This is a genomic window from Sulfidibacter corallicola (assembly GCF_017498545.1).
GTDB classification, from domain to species: Bacteria; Acidobacteriota; Holophagae; order Acanthopleuribacterales; family Acanthopleuribacteraceae; genus Sulfidibacter; species Sulfidibacter corallicola.
Map to the genome: position 1 here is coordinate 5,879,471 of NZ_CP071793.1, position 21,877 is coordinate 5,901,347.

The 21,877-nt window shown below is 60.8% G+C and carries 13 protein-coding genes; 6 read left to right on the forward strand and 7 right to left on the reverse strand.

Annotated elements, in window-relative coordinates; all coding sequences use genetic code 11:
• Window positions 1-178: 178 nt before the first annotated feature.
• The 4 genes from J3U87_RS18065 to J3U87_RS18080 form a co-directional block, all read right to left on the reverse strand.
• A complete protein-coding gene (locus J3U87_RS18065; RefSeq protein WP_237384457.1) occupies window positions 179-952 on the reverse strand; it encodes a glycerophosphodiester phosphodiesterase in 774 nt (257 codons plus the stop codon).
• Window positions 953-1,111: 159 nt separating this feature from the next.
• Complete coding sequence (gene gluQRS, locus J3U87_RS18070; RefSeq protein ID WP_237384458.1) at window positions 1,112-2,140, reverse strand: tRNA glutamyl-Q(34) synthetase GluQRS; 1,029 nt, start codon at window positions 2,138-2,140, stop codon at window positions 1,112-1,114.
• Between the two features lie 4 nt (window positions 2,141-2,144).
• A complete protein-coding gene (recD, locus tag J3U87_RS18075; RefSeq protein WP_237384459.1) occupies window positions 2,145-4,274 on the reverse strand; it encodes an exodeoxyribonuclease V subunit alpha in 2,130 nt (709 codons plus the stop codon).
• Between the two features lie 360 nt (window positions 4,275-4,634).
• Window positions 4,635-5,714 carry an acyl-CoA desaturase gene (locus J3U87_RS18080; protein WP_237384460.1) on the reverse strand — a complete coding sequence of 360 codons (1,080 nt, stop codon included), beginning with the start codon at window positions 5,712-5,714 and terminating at the stop codon, window positions 4,635-4,637.
• Window positions 5,715-6,399: 685 nt separating this feature from the next.
• Between J3U87_RS18080 and J3U87_RS18085 the strand changes: the two genes are divergently transcribed.
• Window positions 6,400-8,616, forward strand: a complete 2,217-nt coding sequence (locus tag J3U87_RS18085) for a patatin-like phospholipase family protein (RefSeq protein ID WP_237384461.1) — start codon at window positions 6,400-6,402, stop codon at window positions 8,614-8,616.
• 39 nt (window positions 8,617-8,655) lie between these two features.
• On the opposite strand, the gene J3U87_RS18090 is transcribed toward J3U87_RS18085, so the two are convergent.
• Complete coding sequence (locus J3U87_RS18090; RefSeq protein WP_237384462.1) at window positions 8,656-9,564, reverse strand: spermidine synthase; 909 nt, start codon at window positions 9,562-9,564, stop codon at window positions 8,656-8,658.
• Window positions 9,565-9,614: 50 nt separating this feature from the next.
• Window positions 9,615-10,703: a cytochrome P450 family protein gene (locus tag J3U87_RS18095; RefSeq protein ID WP_237384463.1), complete on the reverse strand. Its 1,089-nt coding sequence runs from the start codon at window positions 10,701-10,703 to the stop codon at window positions 9,615-9,617.
• Window positions 10,704-11,990: 1,287 nt separating this feature from the next.
• On the opposite strand from J3U87_RS18095, the gene J3U87_RS18100 reads away from it, so the two are divergent.
• The 5 genes from J3U87_RS18100 to J3U87_RS18120 all read left to right on the forward strand — a co-directional run bounded on the left by J3U87_RS18100 (window position 11,991) and on the right by J3U87_RS18120 (window position 20,775).
• Complete coding sequence (locus J3U87_RS18100; RefSeq protein ID WP_237384464.1) at window positions 11,991-14,216, forward strand: N-acetylmuramoyl-L-alanine amidase family protein; 2,226 nt, start codon at window positions 11,991-11,993, stop codon at window positions 14,214-14,216.
• Window positions 14,217-14,652: 436 nt separating this feature from the next.
• Window positions 14,653-16,296: a urocanate hydratase gene (gene hutU / locus J3U87_RS18105; RefSeq protein ID WP_237377188.1), complete on the forward strand. Its 1,644-nt coding sequence runs from the start codon at window positions 14,653-14,655 to the stop codon at window positions 16,294-16,296.
• Window positions 16,297-16,922: 626 nt separating this feature from the next.
• On the forward strand, window positions 16,923-18,149 hold the full coding sequence (locus tag J3U87_RS18110; RefSeq protein ID WP_237377189.1) for a peptidoglycan DD-metalloendopeptidase family protein: 1,227 nt from the start codon (window positions 16,923-16,925) through the stop codon (window positions 18,147-18,149).
• 259 nt (window positions 18,150-18,408) lie between these two features.
• Window positions 18,409-19,587, forward strand: coding sequence for an Mrp/NBP35 family ATP-binding protein (locus tag J3U87_RS18115; RefSeq protein ID WP_237377190.1), 1,179 nt, complete (start codon window positions 18,409-18,411; stop codon window positions 19,585-19,587).
• Window positions 19,588-19,590: 3 nt separating this feature from the next.
• The gene (locus J3U87_RS18120; RefSeq protein WP_237377191.1) at window positions 19,591-20,775 is read left to right on the forward strand and encodes a P-loop NTPase; all 1,185 of its coding nucleotides are present in this window, start codon (window positions 19,591-19,593) and stop codon (window positions 20,773-20,775) included.
• A gap of 28 nt (window positions 20,776-20,803) precedes the next feature.
• On the opposite strand, the gene J3U87_RS18125 is transcribed toward J3U87_RS18120, so the two are convergent.
• Window positions 20,804-21,877, reverse strand: a complete 1,074-nt coding sequence (locus J3U87_RS18125) for a protein-glutamate methylesterase/protein-glutamine glutaminase (protein WP_237377192.1) — start codon at window positions 21,875-21,877, stop codon at window positions 20,804-20,806.

Here is a 21,877-nt window from a genome sequence, read left to right on the forward strand (position 1 = left end):
TTCGAAACGAGCAAACTCCAAGCCAATGTCGCTCGGGAGGAACGCCGCACCTTGCAGGTCACCACCATTTCGGAGATGGTGCCCTATTTCCGGCTCGATCATCTTGGATTTGGGGATCGGCTTCCGTCTTTGTTTTCGCTCGGGTTCCCGGTGGAAGCTCTTCGGCAGCGGCCGTTTCTCAGGTGGTGGTTTTTTCTTGGTAGGTCGCCAGCGTGCGCGTCAGCCAACGGGGATCGTCGGACATGACGGCGTCCACACCGCAGTCCAGTGCCTTCTGCAGCATGGTCGCATCGTTGACCGTGTAGCTGTACACCGGCTTGCCTTTGGCGTGGACGGCCTGGACGAACTGGGGGCGAAGCCGTTTGATATTTGCCGAGTAGGCGGCAAGGAACGCGTCGTCTTCTACGATGGCCGGTCGTGTCTGATTCAGCACGAAGTGAAAGTCTTTCGCAATCTCATGCCCGTAGCGCAACAAGTCCAGATCGAAACAAAGAATGCGAACCGAATCGACCACCTGAAATTCGCGAACCATGTCGATGACCCGCTCCATCAATTGTTGCCGGCGGCCCATGCGGGTGGACCCGCCCTCGGGTTTGATCTCCAGCAGCAACAGGCAGCGGCCCGCGTAACGGTGCATGAAGGTTTTCAGGGTCAGGGGACCGATACCTCGAAAGCGTCGGTCGAACCAGGAACCGAAATCCACTTGGTCGAGCTGTTGCAGAATGCGCGCGCGAACCAGCTTCATGCCGCCACCCACACGCCGGAAATTCTTGTCGTGGAAGACGATGGGAATGCCCTCGCGCGTGAGTTGGACGTCGAATTCGATTCCCTGGATCGGTAGCTCCAAGGCCGCGTCGAAGGCCGGTAGGGTGTTTTCGGGAAACGCGCTGGAAAAACCCCGGTGGGCAATGGCCAAAGTGGATGTGGATTCACGTGTCAATTTGGTATTCATCGATCCCCCCGCACGAGGTAGCTGTGCCTCAAAATCTCGAGCCGCGATCTCCCGGCCTGCTTGGGGGAATGCGGCGTTCGGCCTCCGGACACCGTACCAGGCTTGTGTGAGTCTTCCGATAGAAAACAACGCGATCCGCGTCGATCGTTCCTATCGCGTTCATGAGTTATTTTTGGAGTCTGTATCCGCTACGCGTTGCAATCTTTCTTTTAACGTTGAAAGCGTGGATTCGTGAAGCAATTCTCGTGCTGTAAGCTTCCGGCCGGATTCGACGAGGCCGATGGAGGCCGCAAGGAGGCCAACCAGGTGTGGTGCCTCGACGCCGCGATCCCGGTATTGGGCAATGGAGTCCGAACCGTCGCGCTTGGAGAGACGGTTCCCCGCTTCGTCGAGCATGAGCGGGACGTGCCAAAACGTGGGGATCGGAAACCCGAACACCCGGAACAAGTAGATTTGTCTCGGCGAGCTGTCGAGCAGGTCGAAACCGCGCAAGACATCGGTGATGCCCATCAGGCCGTCGTCGATGACCACGGCCAGTTGGTAGGCGAATAACGAGTCCGCCCTGCGCAACACGAAATCGCCCACATCTTCGCTCATGGATTGGGAAAATTCGCCGTAGACACCGTCTTCCATGGCGATGAGCGCGTCGTCGACCCGCAGCCGCCAAGCCGGCGTCCGATCGGGGCGGCGGGCTGCCGCGGCGACGCGCGCATCGGGAGCCAGGTCCCGGCAGGTTCCGGGGTAGACGGGACTGCGGCCGTGTGGCGCACTGGCGGCCTGGGCGATGTCCTTGCGTGAGCAATAGCAGGGGAACACCAGATCTCGGTCTTTCAGGACCTGAAGCGCCGTCTGATAGAGGTCGTCACGCGCACTTTGATCATAGGGGCCCAGGGGACCGTCGACATCGGGACCTTCGTCCCAATCGAGGCCCATCCAACGCAAATCCTGGACAATTTGTCGTGCCGAGCCGGATCGAACCCGAGGTTGATCGAGGTCTTCCATGCGCAGTACGAATGTGCCCCCTTGGAGGCGGGTGAGCAGCCAGGCGAGCAGGGCGGATCGAGCATTGCCGAGGTGGAGCGGACCCGTGGGGCTGGGTGCGTATCTTCCGCGGGGACCTCGAGTCCGCAGCTCGGCCGCCTTTTGGCGCAACCGTTCAAATCCAGCGTCATCGGTTGTCGTCACCATGGAGTCAGTGGCGCTCCTCGGCTCCCGTGGCCAGCGTCCGGACCAGATTGCGGCGCAATCCGGATGCGCGTTCCATCGATTCCTCGACGGCGCCGCGCAGCACTTGGCGAGAGCCGTAGATCAGGACGGATTTCTTGGCCCGGGTCACGGCCGTGTAGATCAGTTCTTTGCGACACAAGGCATTCTTCCGTTCGGGGAGGACCAGAACCACGTGACCCGCTTCGGAGCCCTGGCTCTTGTGGACGGTGGTGGCATAGGCCGGTGTCAGGCCGACCTGATTGCCGAACGGGATGCGGCGGAATCCGGTTTCCGTGCGAAACACCAACCAGCGCGCCGCACCGCCTTCCGGTGAAGCGAACCAGAGGCTGACCCCGATATCCCCATTGAACAGGCCCTGGCGGTAATCGTTGCGGGTCACCATCCAAGGCGCGCCGGGCAAAAAGGGACCCTCTCCCCGAAAGATGCGTTCCTTGAAGAGCTGGTTCAGGGTTTCCACTCCGAAAGTGCCGCGATGGGTGAGGCACAAAAGACGCATCTCGTCCAAGGTTCGGAACATGCGTGAAATGGATTCGGTGTCGCTTTCGAGCGAGGTGTAGGTGCGACGTGCCAGGTCGCGATATGGTTCGTAGAAACGATGGCGCAGCAGGTCCACCAGGTCGAGTAGCGAACAATCGGTGGGGTCCAGGGAAGACACGCCGTCCAAGGGGGGAGGCAGCGTATCGGGGTTCAGGACGCGGATCGCATCTTCGCCGCATGCGTCGAGCAAGGCGTTGCTATCCATGCGGTTACAGGCAGCGGCAACGGCGCGCACATGGCGGCCGCCAAAATCGTCACTTTGACGGAAAGTTCGCTGCAGTTGAACCACATGGGCCGCCAGTCGCGCCTCCGGTGATCCGCTGCCGGCCACTCGGCGGCGATCGTCGAGATCTGCGATCAGGCTCTCGAGTCGAGCCGTCCCCGGAGCGGGTCGGGCATGGCTGGTCACATCGCGGAAAACGGCTCCGGCATCGACCGAGGGAAGTTGATCGGCGTCGCCCAACATGATCAGGCGCGCTCCGGGCTTCATGGCGAGAAGCAGCCGTTCGGCCATCAGCACGTCGAGCATCGAGCTTTCGTCGATGATCAACCACTCGGCGGATAGCGGGTTGAATGGCCCGTGGTTGAATTGGTTACGATGGGGTGACCAGCCCAGGAGGCGGTGGACGGTCTTGGGGGCGGGGAGCTGTGCACGCCAGGCATCGCATCGAGCCTCCGGAGCCAAGGTACCGAAACCGCGCTCCAGGGATTCGCCGATGCGGTTGGCCGCGCGGCCGGTGGGCGCGGCCAGTTGGATGGCGCCTGGCGCGACGCCCAATTCGGCCAGTAACCGCAGGATCGTGAGTACGATCGATGTCTTTCCCGTACCGGGTCCACCCGAAATGAAGGTCAGGGGCGCGTGAACCGCGGTCATGGCCGCGGCCAATTGTTCCGGCGCAAGGCTGATGGGCGCGGCGCCGATCCCGTCTTCATCGGTCCAAGGACGGCTGCCCGCCGGAAACTGGGACACGATTCTTTCGAACGCCTGCTCCAGCCGATCGTGGCGTGCCCACGGCCGTTTGAGGCATTTTCCCAATTCGATCGAAATGGATTGCTCCGCCACGTGAAAGCTGTGACGGTAGAGTTCGGTGCCATTGGCATTGACGATGAAGGGCGCGGCTTGCGGCATCGAGGGGGTCGCCGTTCCGAACAGGTCCGGCTCGCTCGCGATCATGGCCGGCACCTGTCGCGCCATCTCGTTCGCTTCCTCGGATTCGAAACCGAGCGAGACGAAGCGCGCCGCCAACGCCTCGGTCTCGATGTTCAGGTAGGTGTTGCCATCTCCGCTGGCCAATTTTTCACAGAGAAGCACCGTGAGAAGCAACGGACTGGGGCAGCGCGCGAGCGAGGCGATTTTTCGGGTGGCGTAGAAGTCGGCGGGCGCGATGCCGTACTGGACGGCTCGTTCGAAGAGACGTCCCTCCGCTGATGGCAACAAATGGGTGCCGTCTACTCCGAGGAGCTGTTGTAGGACGGTTCCGAGGGCGGAAAATTGACGGTCGACGATGGAAAACACGGGCGCCCCACTTTCCGAAGCCAGGAAGAAGGATCCGGTCATTCATGTAACTCGTCCGTCATTCTAGCAGCGATAGGTGCAAAAAAAACGGGTGGATTTGGTGCCGGTTTGGAAGCTCCAGATGGGAAACGAGTTAGAAACCAAAAAAAATTTCGGATGAGATAGGGAAACTATATATGAGGTTACCTTGGAGACCCTACACCATATCTAGGGTTCGCGAGCAATTAACCTCGCTACTCGAAATTGCGCGTTCCAACCGTCGTGGCCGAGTGTTCGAGCCTGCTGTGAGGCGCGCGACCCGTCCCCGGCCAATCGGTGGCCTCGGGGTCGTGGCGTGCACGAAAAAGGCCCGCTCTCCATTCGGGGCGGGCCTTCCAAAGTTTGCTGAAGTTGGGTTTGGGTTCAGGTGACCTGAGCCAATTGGGCGGTCATCAACCGCCAGCGCTTGCGTTGCAGCTTCCAGCGGTATTTCAGGTCGACATATCGCAGGCGCAGCTCGAAGCGATCGAGCTTACCGGCCAGTTCCTTGCGCTTGGCCGCGTACCACTCCTGTTTGACCTTGGCCCAGTCGTTGAGGGCCCGCAGGTAATCCTGGTATTGCTCCTCGAGGCGTGCGCGGAAATCGTCGCGGCGCTCGGCGCGGTCCAATCGGGCCAGGGCCTGTTGAAACTGAATGGCCAGACGCGCCCGTTCGATTTGGAGCTGGGGTACGATCTTCAACTTGTGGGTCAGCCCGACCCAGGAGGCCGAACGAATCATCCACTTGGTGGGATCGAAATGCCACCAGCGAATCCCGTTGCGGTAGTCGTACTGAAAGCGGTGGTGGTAATTGTGATAGCCCTCGCCATAGGTCACCAGGGCGAGCAGATCGTTGTCGCGGGCGGAATTGGCGTTGGAATAGGGGCGGCGGCCCCAGATGTGCGCGAGCGAGTTGATGAAGAAGGTGAAGTGGTGGTTGAGGACCACCCGCAGAAGGGTCGCGATGATGAACACGCCCCAGAGTTTGCCGTGGATGAAGCCCAGCAGCAGCGGCAGTGCGATGTTGGCGGTCAGTGTGATGGCCAGATAGTGGCGGTGCTGCCAAGCGACGATCGGATCCCGTTGCAAATCCTTGACATTGGTGAAATTGTCAGGATGGGGTTTCCAACGGCGCAAGATCCAACCCATGTGGGAGAACCAGAAACCGCGTCCCGCAGAATAGGGATCTTTTTCATTGTCGTCCACGTGGCGGTGGTGATCGCGATGATCGGAAGACCAGGTGAGGATACTGTTCTGGACAGCGCAGGCCCCGAAGATGGCGAAAAAGAGGCGCAATGACCAGTGGGCCTCGTAGGCGCGGTGGGACCAGAGCCGGTGATAGCCGCCGGTGATGGAAATGCCGGTGGCCACCATGAAAAAGGCGAACCAAAACCACTCGTACCAATCGAATCCGTAGGAGAGAGCATAGAGTGGAACCAGGATGGCCGCTGCGATCGGTGTCATACCGAGAACCGCCAAATTTTGTGGAATGAAGGGCGGCTTGGCGGTTTTGGACGCCGAAGTCGATGTGGGAGCATGTTTCATGGACGCCTCTGTGGAAGTAGATCCATTTCTGATGAGAAGACGTTCGCCGAAAAAACGGACCGCTTCCCTAGAGCTGGATCAAATCATATGTGGCGCGGACACTTTTTGGCAAGCAAGGAGTTCGTGAATGCCTGTCAGGTCGCGTCACGAAACGTGGTAAGTTGACGCCGAGCACAGCCCGATATTCCGAGGGCTCGGCCGATGCGGATGCGTCGAACGCCGTTAGTCGAATGATGCTGGGTTGGCGGGCTTTCTTTCTCGAAGAGCCAACTGGGGACGGGAGTTTGGTGAAGCAACGGGTGGGTTCGATGCACTGTGCCGAAAGGCCTCTCCATCCGGCGGCAAATGCGTGAGTGGGATGAAGGATCTTATGCAAACTATCGGTACCGATCGACGCAAGACTGATTTTTTTTCTCGAGACGCTTTCGAGACTGGACTTAGACCTTGGGATGGCAATGGTTTCGGGGCACCTTGCCGCCACTTTCCAGCGACACGCAAACCGGGGTTGGGTAGCTTTCTCGCTGTATTTGGGTTACTTCTGACCGCCTCGTGGCCTTCGATCGCTCAGTCTGCGGCACCGCGCGCCGTCTCGTCCCATCCCAATGTGACCCGTCCCGTTCTCGCCACCTCCTTCGAAAGGAGCGAGCGGCCCCGCATCGGGTTGGCGCTCAGCGGCGGCGGCGCCAAGGGCTGCGCCCATATCGGCGTCCTGAAGGTGTTGGAGGATATGCGCATTCCCGTCGACTACGTGGCCGGCACCAGTATGGGCGCCGTGGTGGGTGGTATGTTCGCGGCCGGCCTGAGTGCAGAGGAGATCGAGGCCGCCATTACCGGCATGGACTGGGTCGACGTCATGGAAGATGTACCTCGCCGCGTGGATCTCACCTACCGCCGCAAGCAGGACAAGCAACGCTACCTGTTGGATTTCCAAATGGGCCTGAAGGACGGCTCGCTCTTGCTGCCCCGCGGGTTGCGACTAGGTCAGAAACTGAGGATGGAGTTGATGGCGCGCACCCTTCACGTGGCACACCTGAACGATTTCGACGCGCTGCCGATTCCCTTTCGGGCGGTGGCCACCGATATCGGCGACGGATCCATGGTGGTCCTGGAGCGCGGCTCGCTGGTGTCCGCGATTCGCGCCAGTATGGCGATTCCCGGCGTGCTGTCGCCGGTTCTGCTGGACGATTGCCTGTTGGTGGACGGCGGCATGACCCGCAATCTTCCGATCGACATCGTGCGCGATATGGGAGCCGACGTCGTCATCGCGGTCGACATCAGCGATCCGCTCATGGCGGTCGAGGAGCTGACGTCGTTGTTCGCGGTGTCCTCCCAGGCCATGGGCATGTTGACCCGCATCAACGTGGAGCAGGTGCTGGGTGAGGCCGATCACCTGGTCGTGCCCGATGTGGAGGGCATCGGGGTGTTGGATTTCGCGGACGTCGAAGACGTGGTGCGAAGAGGGGCCGAATCATGCCAGCCCATGGTTGCCGAACTGGAACATCTCTCCCTGCCGCCCGCCGAGTTCGAGGCATGGCGCATCAAGCACCACGGCAACCGGCCGCCGCCTCCGGTCATCGCCGAGGTCCGCATCGAGGGCAATCGCAACGTGGACACGCGTTTCCTCCAGGCCCGCATTCACGCCGAGGTCGGCGAGCCGCTCGACGTGGATCTGCTCTACGAAGACCTGGGTGCCATCTACGGCTTGGGCGATTTCGAGGAAGTCGGTTTTCGCCTGGAGTTCGACTACGGCTCGCGAGAAGTCTCGGAAGATGCCGGGACCACCCCCGCGGGTCTGGTGGTGTATGTTCGCGAAAAATTCTGGGGTCCCAACTACGTGCACCTGGGATTTCGCATGGGGGGCGACGTCGAGGACGACGAACTTTTCGGGGTCCTGTTCAATTTGACCATGACGCGCATCAACCGGTTCGGGGCCGAACTGCGCAACGACTTGGAACTGGGGCGCCAAAATCGCCTCTATTCGCAGTTCTATCAGCCACTCGGGTTTCGCAGTCCGTTTTTCTTGGCGCCCTCCCTGGAAGTGTCCGCGCGGGATCTCGGGGTCTTCGTCGACGATGACGAGGTCGCCGATCTACAGGTGCGCGGCTACACCGCCGAAGTTGCCGTCGGCCTCCAAATGAATACCTATGGGCTGGTCCAGACCGGGATGCAGCGTGGCGAACTGGAAGCGGAATTGGACGTGGGTACACTGAATTTCGAGGGTGCCGACCCGGAACTGGCGGGCCTGGACGGCCTCAAACTGGATGTAGGGGCCTGGGTGACGCGCGTGGAAATCGACCGGCTGGACCAGATCAACGTTCCCTTGAGCGGTGTCCAACAGGAATTGATCTACACCGATTCGCGGCGATCCTTCGGCGCCGAGTTCGATTACCGCAAAATCGAATATGCCGGCCAGTACTTCAAGACATGGCGCAAGCACACCCTGTTCACTTCGCTGGACTTGGGCCACGACATGGGCGAGGAGCTACCGGCCCATGACGAGTTCGAGCTGGGAGGGTTCCTGTCGCTGTCGGGTTATTCCGAAGCCCAGCTCCGCGGTCAGTTGATGGGCCTGATGCGAGCCGGTTACTACTACCGTTTCAAAACGTTGCCGACCGCCTTGGGACGCGGCGTGTACCTGGGAGGCTGGTGGGAAGGCGGCAATGTCTGGGAAACCGACGACGACATTCGCTGGAACAACCTGCGGCACGCCCTGACGTTCATCCTGGGTATGGACACGGTCGTGGGTCCGGTTTACGTGGCCTACGGTCTCGCCGAGAAAGATCGCCACGCGATCTACGTCTCGCTGGGCACCAGTTTTTAGAAGCGCCGGGGTGCATCCCCCATTCGAAGCGTTCGCCGTTCAGCAGCAAAGCCCGAACTCGTCCAGGGTATCGGAGAGGTTGTCGTCGTCGAGTACGACCGCATCGGCCATGAATTCGGGCCAGGCCTCGGGATCGTTCCGATCCAGCACCAACGGTGCATGGGCGCGCTCCTGCCAGGACACCGTGAGCGGTGTCAGGTGGTTCGGGTCCGTTGCCGCGAAGACCGCCACATTGGCCGCTTCGGCCGTCTGCAAAAGGATCAGTCGCCCGAAGACGTCCAACATCGTGACCAGTTGGTGGCCGAATATCGCGTTGGCGTCGGCCCCGGCGAAATTGAACATGGCCAGCCCATCGTTCTCGAGGCTCGTGGCGACCGCCTGCATGAAGTTGCGAGTCATCAGGTGCGGCGGCAGATCGTGGGCGCCGTAGCAGTCGCAAAGCAACAGGTCGAAGGTTCCCAAATCGCCCGCTTCCAAGGCATGGCGAATATCGTTCTCCTCGACACGAGCTTCGGGAGAGAGCAGGAAAAACCGCCGAGCCAGCTCGATGACGCGGGGGTTGATTTCCACGCTGACCAACTCGGCCGCGGGCCATTCGGCGGCGGCCGCGTGAAGAAAGGCGCAACCACCGAGCCCGCCCATCAGAATGCGTGCCGGCTTCAGGTTCAGGCCGCGGGCGTATCCCATCATCAGGGCTACGTAGGTCAATACCGGGTCCTGGGGGTGCCGGGTGTTCAGGACCCCGTGCAGGTTGTCTTCGAAATACATCATGCGCAGGGGCGGATCTTGCGTCTCCGCCACGCGCAACCATTCAAAATCGTCTTGATACTCGTGCAACAGGGTGGCGCCCTCCGGGGGGCCGTCCTCCAACTCAACCAAAATCAAGCTCCAATCGGGGTCCGGGAGAGCCCGTCGGGGGCGGCGCCAGGACAGGAAATTCAGGGTCAAGGTGCGGCCTCAATTCCAGAGTCGCCGCTCCATCGCGTCGTCGACGGGATTCATGGATTCTCGCTCCAACGTACGGGAAGGGTGCGCGGGCCACGGGACAGGGAGGATGCCGTTTGCCACGTGATGCCGTCTTCCATGAGGTTTGCCCGGCACAGCCGCGGCACGATCACCGGAAGCACCGTGTGGGCCACGAACCGCATCAGCGTCACATCGATGACCGGAACCAGGTTCAGCGCCAAATCGGGTACGCCGGTTTCGCGATCCAGACGAAATCGATTGGCATCGGGGAGCATCATTTTGTCGCGATGGGCCGCACCCAGGCTCAACCACACGCTCTGGCCCCGGTGAATGGTCTTCTCGTGAAGCATCACGTCCTCGCGGGCCGTGATCGGATAGAACTGGATCGGACAGTCGAAGCGCAGGCATTCTTCGAAGGCGTCGGGGATTCCCTCGGGGTCGGCATCCAGGCGCGCCAACTCGTTGGGATGGCGCAGCAATGCCACGAAGGCGTTGCCCAGGCCGTGGGCCGTGTTTTCGGTCAAGGTGTGCAGCAGGAAGACCAGCATGTCGACCAGATCTTCCTCGGCGACCGGGTCACCGTTTTCCGGAGAGGCCAACAGCGCGGTAAGGGCGTCCTCGTGGGCGTGACCGCGGAATTGTTTGCCCGCGACCAGCTCGAGGTACATGCGCAGGAGGTCGCCGAAGATGATGTTCTTCGACGAAATGCGACCGCCCATGCCGGCGAGTTCGAACAGGCGGCCGTTCAGTTCGGTCAGGATCGAGCGAAAGCGGAAGCGCGCATTTTCGGGGACGCCCAGCAAGTCGGCCACGATGCCCAGGACCAGCGGTTTCACGAACCGCGCGATCAAGTCGGAAATGCCCCATTCGGGCAGGGCCGCGGTGAGTCGTTCGGCCTCGTCCCGCCAGGCGCCGCAGTGGCGTTGGAGTGCTTCGCGCGACAGTAGTTCGGTCAAGCGCTGGCGAAAATAACCGGGATTCACCGGGTCCATCAACCGGTACCAGCGGTTACAGGCCGCTTCGAAGGGCATGGCGTCTTCATCCACTTCTGAAACGCTGGGCTCCAGCGAAAAGCGATCGTGGCGAAGAAAGGTAAGGATGTCTTCGTGGCGGAACACCATCCAACACTCTAGGGCGCTCCAGTGAAGGGGGTCCTCTTCACGGAGGCGATCATAGAAGGGGTAGGGGTTTTTTAGGGCCTCAGGGAGAAAGGGATGGAATAAGGGGGTCTGTGCCATGAGTTATCCTGCACGTTTTTTTTCCAGAAAATCGTGGGAGGTCTCGAACTTCACGTGGGTCGGGGGAGGAACCATGCTGCGATGGGGAGCGGGAAGGGGACTCCGGCTTGGCCGGCATTCGCGACCCCAGTCGATGGTGGCTGAGGAGACCCACGTGGCTGCCTCTCTAAGGAAGAGGGCGTGAAAACCCGAGTTTAGCAGTCGAACCGCGATGATTTCGATCAACTTGACGCGAAGTGAGCGACCGATCCGGCCGTTCGCGGGTTGCGATGGTCGAAGCCGGCAGGGTTTGGAGCCCTTCGCATGGGTGGATGGAAAAACGGAATGGATTGCCGATTCGGATCGAAGCGAGATAGAACCCTTTCACTCATGCATCGCCACGTACTTCCGAAAGGCTTCCACTTGAAAGGAAAGGCCTTCTGGAAACGTGACGGGCCACCATGGGATACATCGATCCGTCGCGCGAGGCGCGGACGGCGTGAGGGGCACGGAGAGAAAAGGATCTTCAAGCTTACGAATTATATTATGCTTTCGCTGGAAATGGGTGAAGTAACCTGATTTGGCGTGAAGGTCGCACCGGTTCAACGGGTTCCAAGGTGGTGCCTTCCAATCGATGGGTCCATTTGATAAGGTATTGCCCGTCCGAAAGCCGCTGTTTTCGATTCGAATCGCCTGATCCGATCGGGAGCCGAAGTGGTCTGGGACCAGCCCGCGAACGCGGCGGGGTTGTCGATGATCCGGAGATCTCGGAATGCGCTGCCCGCAGAGGGCCCCGACGCGTCGGTCGATATCCGTTCGTCGCTTGGTGAGCTCGCGGCGAAATGGGCATCAGGCGGGCTCGTGCCGCGAACCGGGTCTGTAAGGAGATGCCGCGGCGGATTTCTCCTACCCTAGATGCGACCGATGGCGGCTCGATCCTACCGCGTGGCGTTCGTCGCGGGAAGAACCGGGACACACGTGGGAATTCGAGTTTTCAACAGGGTCGCGGCGGCTCGGATCATGAATCTATCGAACAGGGCCTTTTCACGGGTCTTCGATCGCGTCTTCGACGCCTGAATCGCTCTTCGGGAAACCACATCGAGGTATCGGGTCCACCCTGTAGGGAAAAAACTTTGTCAACCGTTACAGGAAAAGGTTTTCTCCTGCATGGTGAACCGTATAATTGGAGTCATGAGCACGATTCGCCATTACCTGATTTCCATTAGCGCTTTTCTCTTATTCGGCCATCTGTCGTCGCTGCCCTGTCTCGCCTGGCAAAATCAGGTATTGAGGAAGCTGGATCACCAGAGCTTTGCCGCGCTCAACAAGCCGCAAGGCGCACATCTGGACGTACGCGTGGCCAAACCCGAGGAGTTGATTCCCTCGGTCAAGATTTATACCGGCCGATTTGGTGACGAAAACTTCAGTCTCCGCAAGTACAATGTGGTTCGCATCAACTCCAAGCGCGCCCTGATTCCCTATTTCGAATTGTCTCCCACGTTTCGCAAGACCTTTCTTTCCAAGCTTTGGCCCGATGACAAACTGGTTGGCGACATCTGGCATCACCGGGTGAAGTACGCCGGGCACGAGACGCTTTGGTCCGTGTCACAATGGTTGACCGGCACGGGGACTCATTGGAAGACCATCAAAAAGGCGTCGGGCATGCGCTCCAACGGCGTCTACAAGGGATTGCGGCTCAAAATCCCGCGCAAGGTACTTTTTCCGATTCTGCGCGGCGACCCGATCGCCTCCTTGCCTCGGCCCGAGGACCCACGGCCCGCTCGGGAAACCCCACCCGCGCAGACGACGACCGCCGATTCGGATGAACCCTCGGTCCAGTCCGGTGCCACCGAGCCCGTTTCTCCGGTAGCTCCGGCCGATGACGTCACCCCCGCCGCGGAGAGCGCCGGACCGGTATTCCACGATCCAACACCCATCGTGCAGGATCCCGAACCCCTTGCCGAGGAGCCGGGACCCACGCCCGATGCCGAAGCGGCCCCGACTACCGAAGACCCTGCCGGCAACGAGACCGTGCGAGCCTTGGAGCAGGATTCACCCACCGCCGAGGAGCAACTGCTGGCGGGGGAAGAGGGCGACGACATTCCCGAGCCGATCCGGCCCGAGGAAGCGGGCGCCCCGCCTGCCGCCGATAGCGAACAACCTTGGGAGCGGCCCGCCATCGATGCGGAAACCAAGCGCGGCCGCCAGATCCTCAGACAATTGGCGCGGCTGGATGAACAGCGGGCCCTGCTGCGATGGGGCGAAGACCGCAAGGGGCGCTATGCGGAGTACCGTCTGCGTGCCGGCGAAGCCATCTACAGCTCGGTGGTGGTTCGTTTCTGCGGCCTGACCCGCGCGGCCGACGTCCGGCGCCTCGCTCGGGTGGTCATCGACCGCAACGACATTCGCGACGAGACCGATCTGGCGATCGGCACACCGATCCGCATTCCCTACGAGAACCTCGAGCCCGAATTTCGTCGGGAAGACGACAAGGACTTTCAGGCCTTCATCGACAACTTGAGTGAAGTCTCCCTGATGACCACCGAGGTGCGCTCGCGCAACCTGGAGGGGGTGCACGTCATTTTGGATGCGGGGCACGGTGGCCGCGATCCGGGGGCGGCCATCTCCAATGTCTGGGAAGACGATTTCGTCTACGATATCGTGTGCCGCATCAAGAAGCGGTTGGAGGAAGAGTCCGGCGCAGTGGTCATGACGACCGTGCTCGATCCTTCCGTGGATTACAAGGTTCAGGACGTTCGCCGGTTCCGTCGCGATCAGGACGAAATGTTACTCACGTCGCCGCGTTACCCGCTTTCCGCCAAGAACATGAGGGTCGATGGGGTCCACCTGCGCTGGCTGTTGGCCAACAATCGCTACCAGCAGTTGCTCGACCGCGGCGTGAAGTCGGAAAACGTGGTCTTCGCGAGCATCCATGCCGAGTCCCTGCACCGCAGCATTCGCGGCAGCATGTATTACATCCCCGATGCACGCCTTTATCCGAAGAAGACACCGGCTCATCGCTACGCCAGGTTTGCCGAGTACGAGGGCAACAAATTCCGCTTCAACCGCAAGATGATGCGCCGCGCCCAGGCCCTGAGTACCAGTTTCGCACTGAATCTCAAGGAAGCCTCCGAAAAGGCCGGTATTCGCGTGTACCACCAAAAGCCGATTCGGTCGGCGATCTACCGCAACCCGCGACGACCCTTCGTGCCTGCGGTGATTCGGTACAACCGCATTCCCACCAGGGTTTTGGTCGAAGTGTGCAATCTCAACAACCGCCATGATCGCGAGCTGATGACACGCCCCGAATTCCGCCAGAAAATGGCCGATGCGTTCGTCGAGTCCGTGTATGCCACCTATAGCGCTCGCGATACCCGATTGCCGGCGGTACACGCCGATACGGCACCCGGTCGATGAGAGTGTGGCTCCCTCTTGTGTCGCGGCCGGCTTCGGCATAAACTTAGGCGGCCAATTGAGATCGAAACCTCTTCATTTATCGTGATCGCTCCGCGATCCGTCCCTTCCATCGAAGCTCTTTCGGTCGTCCCCGCATGGCTTGGCATCGATCTGTCGCTACTTCGTCGCTCGTTTCCCTGTCGGCTTTTGGGGTCGCCGCAGCGAACGACGTCTTTCGGTCGGTGAACGACGGCCAGACCGTGCGTCTCGCCCCCTTTTGTTGAACCCGTGGCCCTTCCATCGGGAGAGAGCCGGGGTACCGAACATCCACCATTCATTCCTGGCGTTGAACGCGTTCCCCTTTGCCCGTCCTCTCGCGATGCATCCATTCAGTGACGGGCGGCGTCGCGCCGAAAGTGCTCGCACCACCAAGAACCAAAGGACAGGAGGAACAGCCATGGCTGTAATTCGAGCAGACCGCGGAACCCAACGCACCTGTAAGGGTTGGGTCCAGGAAGCGGCCTACCGCATGATCAAGAACAACTTGGATCCGGAAGTCGCCGAGGAGCCGGATCGACTCATCGTCTACGGAGGGTTGGGCAAGGCCGCCCGCAATTGGGATTGCTATCACGCGATTCTGCGCGAGTTGGAGCGGCTCGGCGACGATGAAACGCTGCTGGTTCAATCCGGCAAACCGGTCGCGGTATTTCCGTCCCATCCCGATGCACCGCGGGTGCTGATTTCCAATTCGATGCTGGTCCCCAAGTGGGCCACCTGGGAGCATTTTCACGAGCTGGACCGAAAAGGTCTGATGATGTACGGCCAAATGACGGCCGGATCCTGGATCTACATCGGCAGTCAGGGCATTTTGCAGGGCACCTACGAGACCTTCGTGGAAGCCGGGCGCCAACACTTCGGTGGCGATCTCGCCGGCCGGGTCGTTCTGACCGCCGGCCTCGGCGGTATGGGCGGCGCCCAGCCGCTGGCGGCCACCATGGCGGGCGCGGCCTGCCTCGCCATCGAGGTGGATCCCACGCGAATCCAGAAACGACTCGAGACGAAATACCTGGACGAATACTACGAGGATCTCGACGAGGCCTTGGCCCGCATCGAGAAGGCCCGTGCCGGCAAAGAAGCCGTTTCCGTCGGTGTGCTGGGCAACGCGGCCGATGTTCTGGCCGAGCTCCTGCGTCGTGATTTCAAACCCGATATGCTGACGGACCAGACCTCGGCGCACGATGAATTGAACGGTTACGTACCCAACGGAATGACCTTGGCCGAAGCGGTGGCGCTTCGCGAATCCGACCCGGAGAAATACGTGGCCGAATCGCTGCGCACCATGGGCGAACACGTCCGTTCCATGCTGGAATTCCAGAAGCGGGGTGTGCCCACTTTCGACTACGGCAACAACATTCGCGGTCAGGCGCTGCGGGTCGGTGTCGAGAACGCCTTCGATTTCAAGGGCTTCGTGCCGCTTTACATTCGCCCCCTGTTTTGCCGGGGCAGCGGTCCCTTCCGCTGGGTTGCCCTTTCCGGCGATCCCGAGGACATCTACACCACCGATCGCGAGCTCATGAAACTGTTTCCCGAAAATCAGGCGTTGCATCGCTGGCTGAAACAGGCCGGTGAGAAAATTCAGTTCCAGGGCCTGCCGTCGCGCATCTGCTGGCTGCCCTATGGCGATCGCGCCAAGGCCGGCCTGATGTTCAACGAGCTGGTGGCTTCCGGCAAGGTCAAGGCCCCGATCGTGATCGGGCGCGACCACCTGGACTCGGGTTCGGTCGCCTCGCCCAACCGCGAGACCGAGGGCATGAAGGACGGATCCGACGCGGTGGCCGATTGGCCGATCCTCAACGCGTTGATCAATACCGCCAACGGCGCGAGCTGGGTCAGTGTCCACCACGGCGGTGGGGTCGGCATGGGTTACTCGATCCATGCCGGCATGGTCGTCGTGGCCGACGGCACCGAGGCGGCCACGCGTCGCCTGACCCGCGTACTGACCAGCGACCCGGGAATGGGCATCGCCCGTCACGTGGATGCCGGCTACGACCTCGCCAAGGAACAGGCCCAGGCCAAGGGCGTCAACATTCCCATGATGTAGGTGCTCATCCGCAAATGGGCTCCGTAAATCGGCTCCGGCCAACGCCCACGAAGCGTTGGCCGGATTGGGAACGAAATGGATTCCCAGCCTTCGAGTCCCGGCAAGGCTTTTGTTTGTAAGCCTTTCGCTGGGATTTGATCTCTTTTTTCAGGTTCGATTGCGCAGATGACGGAACTTCGAATCGGCGTTCCGTCACCTTTGTGTTGGCGTTGTGAGCGAATGCCGATCATCCCGGCGTGGATCGGTGTGAACCTTTCTGATGCCGGTTTGTGGGAAATTACCTGAAACCAGCATGAAAGAAGGCTTTTTTGGCTGAGTTTTCATTCACAGTTCGTCCATCCAGTGCTAGTATTAGTGTTTTTGTATCGTAACCTTAATGTATGGTCACTCACGCCATATCACTGATTTAATCTATGCGCAATACTGTCGTTTTTACTTTTTGAATATTTTGGGAATCACCTTGAGATCACGGGGGGGGCATGCTTTCTCGGCAATTGATCGGGCGTTTGCTTCGTAGAGAAACCGCCATTTTTTTCACTGTTTTGATCCTATTTGGGATCGCCATTTCCACCCAATCGAAAAAAAATCCAGATTCATCACATCTCGATCCACAAGATACAGCGCAGGTGCCTGAAGCTTCCGTCGGCGCAGATGTGCCCGAAGTACAGGCAGAACCGGAACCGGAGCCCGACCCGCGGGCCGCACTCGCATGGAAAAAAGGCAGATTCGGCCGCGAGTTGATCTACAACCAATTGATGCGCGCGGGTTTGAGCTCCACCGATATTCATCGCATCATCGATTTGTTGACGCCGGTTTACGATTTCCGAAAATCCCACCCCGATCATCAATGGGAGCTGGGTTTCGATGGGGAGACCGCCAAGGCGTTCACCCTGATCGCTTCGCCCACGGAGATTTTCGATATCGACCAATTGGATGGCGAGCCGGTTTTGGCGCGCCGCGAGATCGAACAGTTCGTGCGCAACGAGGTGGTACGCGGGCAGATCGATGTCAGCCTGTTCGGGGCTTTGGCCCATCAGCCGCAAAACGCGTTGCTCGCCTCCAAGTTGGCGCGCGTCTTCGCCTGGGACATCGATTTCTACAAGGATCCACGCAAGGGCGATCGCTTCGAGATGCTGGTGGAAATGAAGTACGTCAAGGGCGATGATGGCGAAATCTTCACCGAGTACGGCGAAGTGTTGGCCGCGCGCTATTTCGGGGCGTTCGACACCTATGACGCCTTTGCCTACGAGACCTCCGACGGGGAGATCAGCTATTACAATGCGCAAGGCAAGTCGCTGGTTCGCGAAGTCTTGCGTTCGCCGCTCAAGTTTCAGAACGTCACTTCCCGCTTCAACCGCAATCGCTTTCATCCCGTACTCAAACGGCGACGTCCCCACAACGGCATCGATTACGGGGCGCCGCGCAATACGCCGGTCATGGCGGTTGCCTCGGGCCGCGTGGTGCGGGCCGGTCGTTACGGCGGCGCGGGTATCGCGGTGGAGCTCAAGCATCGCAACAAGATCCTGACCCAATATTTCCACCTCAACAAGATCGCCTCCGGCGTCCGCGTCGGTTCCCGCGTCAAGCAGGGCCAGGTGATCGGGTACGTGGGCAAGACCGGATTGGCCACGGGCTACCATTTGCACTACGGCATGAAGATCAACGGCCGCTACGTGGACCCGCTCGGCCAGAAATTTCCGCCGAGCACACCGGTTCCGAAGTCCGACCGCGATGCCTTTCTCGCCCACGTGTCCACGATGTTGACCGCCTTGGACGGTGATGGTCGCCGCGGTGTGAGCCGATCGATCGCGACCCTGACCGCGCCGGAGCGTCAGGAGCACGTCGCCGACTGACTCGGTTCGAAACGACATCCGAATTCAGGTGCCGGGCATCGGCGAACCCCCGGTTGGTGGGCCTCCCGTCGAGATTGGGCACCGGAAGTCCGGGGTCGTGTCCACCCAGGCATCATGCACCGAGGCCTGTGCACGGCTTCGATTTCGGATGATCCAATTTGAGGGACGGTCTCCGTGCATTGCACGGTCCCGTCCCTTTTGCCTGTCCTGCGGCGGGTTCGGTCCGCGACGGGACTTCACAACAGCCGTGGAAAGGCCTATGATCGTGGCCGTGATCAACATCGAGACTCGGGCGATTGGCCGAACGCCGGACCCGAGTCAGGGGGAAGTATTGGCTCCAGTCAGTGAAGATGATGTACGCCAAGCATTGCGCGGCGTGTCCGATCCCGATCTGAAGCAGGACATCGTCAGCCTCGGGTTCGTCAAAAAGGTCCAGGTGACGCCGGAGCGAATTCTGGTGGATGTGGAGAGGACCGTACCGTCGGCCACGGTCGAAGCTCTTTTGCGGGCTCGCTGTGAGGCGGCACTGGGTGCCTTGGGTGTGGCGGCTATCGAGATCAACGTCGGATTCCAGGTGCCTCCGGTCACGATTCCCGGGAAAACACCGGTGCCCGGCGTCGCCAGGCTGATCGCGGTGGCCAGTGGCAAGGGCGGTGTCGGGAAATCCACGGTCGCGGTAAACCTGGCCCTGGCACTTTCTCAATCGGGGGCCCGAGTCGGCCTGCTGGATTGCGATCTCTACGGGCCCAGCGTACCGGCTCTCTTCGGCATTCAGGAACGGGCCCATGCCGACGGCCAGAAACGCCTGATTCCCCTGAGCGAATATGGAATCGAAGTGATGTCGATGGGCTTCCTGATGGATCGCTTGGCCGCGCTGTCCTGGCGCGGACCCATGCTCCACAAGATGTTGAGCCAGTTCCTTTTCGGCACACGCTGGCGTGAACTGGATTACCTGCTGCTGGATCTGCCGCCGGGCACGGGAGACGTTCAGCTTTCCCTGACCCAGATCGCGCCCCTCGCCGGTGCCGTGCTGGTGACGACCCCGCAGAAAGTCGCCCTGCGCGATGTGGTCAAAGGCCTGGAAATGTTCAAGTCCGCCGGGACACCCGTGTTGGGTGTGATCGAGAACATGAGCTACCATCTTTGCCCCTGCTGTGGCGAACGCACCGCCGTGTTCGGCGAGGGCGGCGCGCAGCGATTGGCCGATAAATACGAAATGCCGTTGCTCGGCCAGATTCCGTTTTCACGCAAGGTCCCCTCCGTGTTGGGGAGCGGCGAGCCCTTGATGGTTCGCGATGTTTCCGAGGAGTCGGCGGGCGATCTCACTGACCGCGCCGCGGCGGACGCGTTTCGCGCCGTGGCACGGGCGACCGCTGCCGCCATCAGCCAAGCTCGGCCCGGTTGGGCCGCGGCCGGACCCGATGCGATGGAGGTGTAAGTCATGGTGGAACGACAAGTCGATACACAACCGAAGTCCCAGCAACCGAACCGGGGCGGGAAGGCCCGGCGGGTCATTGCCGTGCACTCGGCCAAGGGCGGCGTCGGCAAGTCCACGCTGTGCGTCAATCTGGCCGTGACCCTTGCCCGGCGTGGGTTGCGGGTTGGTCTGCTCGATGCCGACCTGCATGGACCCAGCGCCACCATCATGCTCGGAAACGCGGAATGGCCCGATCCCGGGCCGGACGAAAATACCATCCTTCCCCTGCGCGCCCACGGCATTCAGTTCCTCAGCATGGGTAACCTGGTGACGGGAAAGACCCCGGTCATCTGGCGTGGGGCCATGGTTCACCAAATGCTGTCCCAGTTCTATCGGAACGTGATTTGGGATGATCTCGACTACCTGTTTCTGGACATGCCGCCAGGCACGGGAGATGCCCTGTTGACGACGGCCCAGGTCGAGCCGCCGACAGGGGTCCTGGTCGTCACGACGCCCCAGGAATTGAGCCTGGTGGACACCCTGCGCGGCATGCGTGCCTTCCGCGATATGAACGTGCCCATTCTCGGGTTCGTGGAGAACATGAGTTACTTGATCTGCGGATCATGTTCCCATCGCGACGACCTCTTCGGCGAAGGAAGTACCGAAGCCTTGGCCGAAGAATTGGATTACCCGTTGTTGGGCTCGGTTCCGATCGAACCGGAGATCTGCGCTTCGAGCGATCGCGGGACGCCTTTCGTGATCGGTCACCCCGATTCCGAGTCCAGTGCGGTGTTGGGTCGAATTGCCGAACGCCTGATCGAGCTCGTGGACGAAAGGGCGGCCGATTCGGCGTTGAGCCTGGAATGGCGCGAGATGGATTGGCTGGAACGCAGTCCGGAGCCGCCCGAAGACGCACCGAAATCCGAGTTGCCGTTGCAACTCATGTGGCAAGTCAGCAACGATGAATTGGGATTGATGTGGTCGGATGGCGAACGACGCATCATCGGCGTGCGGAATCTGCGGTTGGCGTGTCCCTGTGCGCGCTGCGTGGACGAAGTCACCGGAAAGAAACTGCTCGATCCACTGACCGTTCCGGACGACATCACCCTCACCAAGGTGGAAGTGGTCGGCCGTTACGGCATCGCCCCCCATTTTTCGGATGGACACCATACCGGCATTTTCACCTTCCCCTATTTGCGCGAGATCTGAGCCGGGCCCGGTCGAAAGGAAACCGGGCTCAGCGTGTCTTCATGGCTTTTTCCATGGACCGCACCTTGTTGGTGATTTCCACGGCCATCTGATCGAGTGGCGCCTGTTTCTCGACCGCCCCGATCTCGAAGGCTTCGCGGGGCATGCCGTACACCACGCAGCTCTCCTGGTTCTGGCCCAGCGTTCGCCCGCCTGCCTGGCGCAGCTTCAACAGGCCGTTGGCGCCGTCGCGGCCCATTCCCGTCAGAATGACCCCGAGGGCGTTGGCGCCCACTTCGCGTGAAAGTGACTCCATCAACACGTCCACCGATGGACAATGGCCGCATACCGTTTCACCCGCATCGCATTTGACCGAATAGATCCCCCCACGCCGAACCACGCGGACGTGTTTGTCGCCCGGAGCGATCAAGGCCTGACCGGCGATCACGCGGTCGCCGTCCGTCGCTTCCTTCACCAGCAGGTTGCACTGCTGGTTCAGCCGTTGGGCGAACATGCGCGTGAATCCCGGCGGCATGTGCTGGACGATGACGATACCGGGGGTATCCGTGGGCAGGGAAACCAGGATCTCGCGAATGGCTTCGGTCCCGCCCGTGCTGGCGCCGATGCCGATGACCTTGTCGGTGGATTCGGCCAGGGCTCGGCGACCGGAGCTCGGCGCCGCCTTGGGAACGCGACGGTTCTTCCAGTAACTGACATTTACGGTGGATGCGATTTTTACCTTGGTGCGGAGTTCCTGCATCATGATGGTCAGGCCTGCGCCCACGTTCGAGCTGGGTTTGGTGACGATCTCCACCGCACCGGCCTCCATCGCGTCCAGGGTGATCTGCTTGCCCCGCTCGGTCAGGGCGCTGACGATGACCACCGGAAGCGGAAACTGAGGCATCAGCTTGCGGAGGAACTCGACACCGTCCATGCGCGGCATCTCGACGTCCAGGGTCAAGACGTCCGGACGTAGCTGAATGATCTTGTCGCGGGCGATGTACGGGTTACTGGCCGTGCCAACGACCTCGATGCCCGGATCCTGCCCCAACCCCTGGGAGATGACTTGACGTACCAAGGCCGAATCGTCGACCACCAATACCCGAATCTTTTTCCGTTCCAT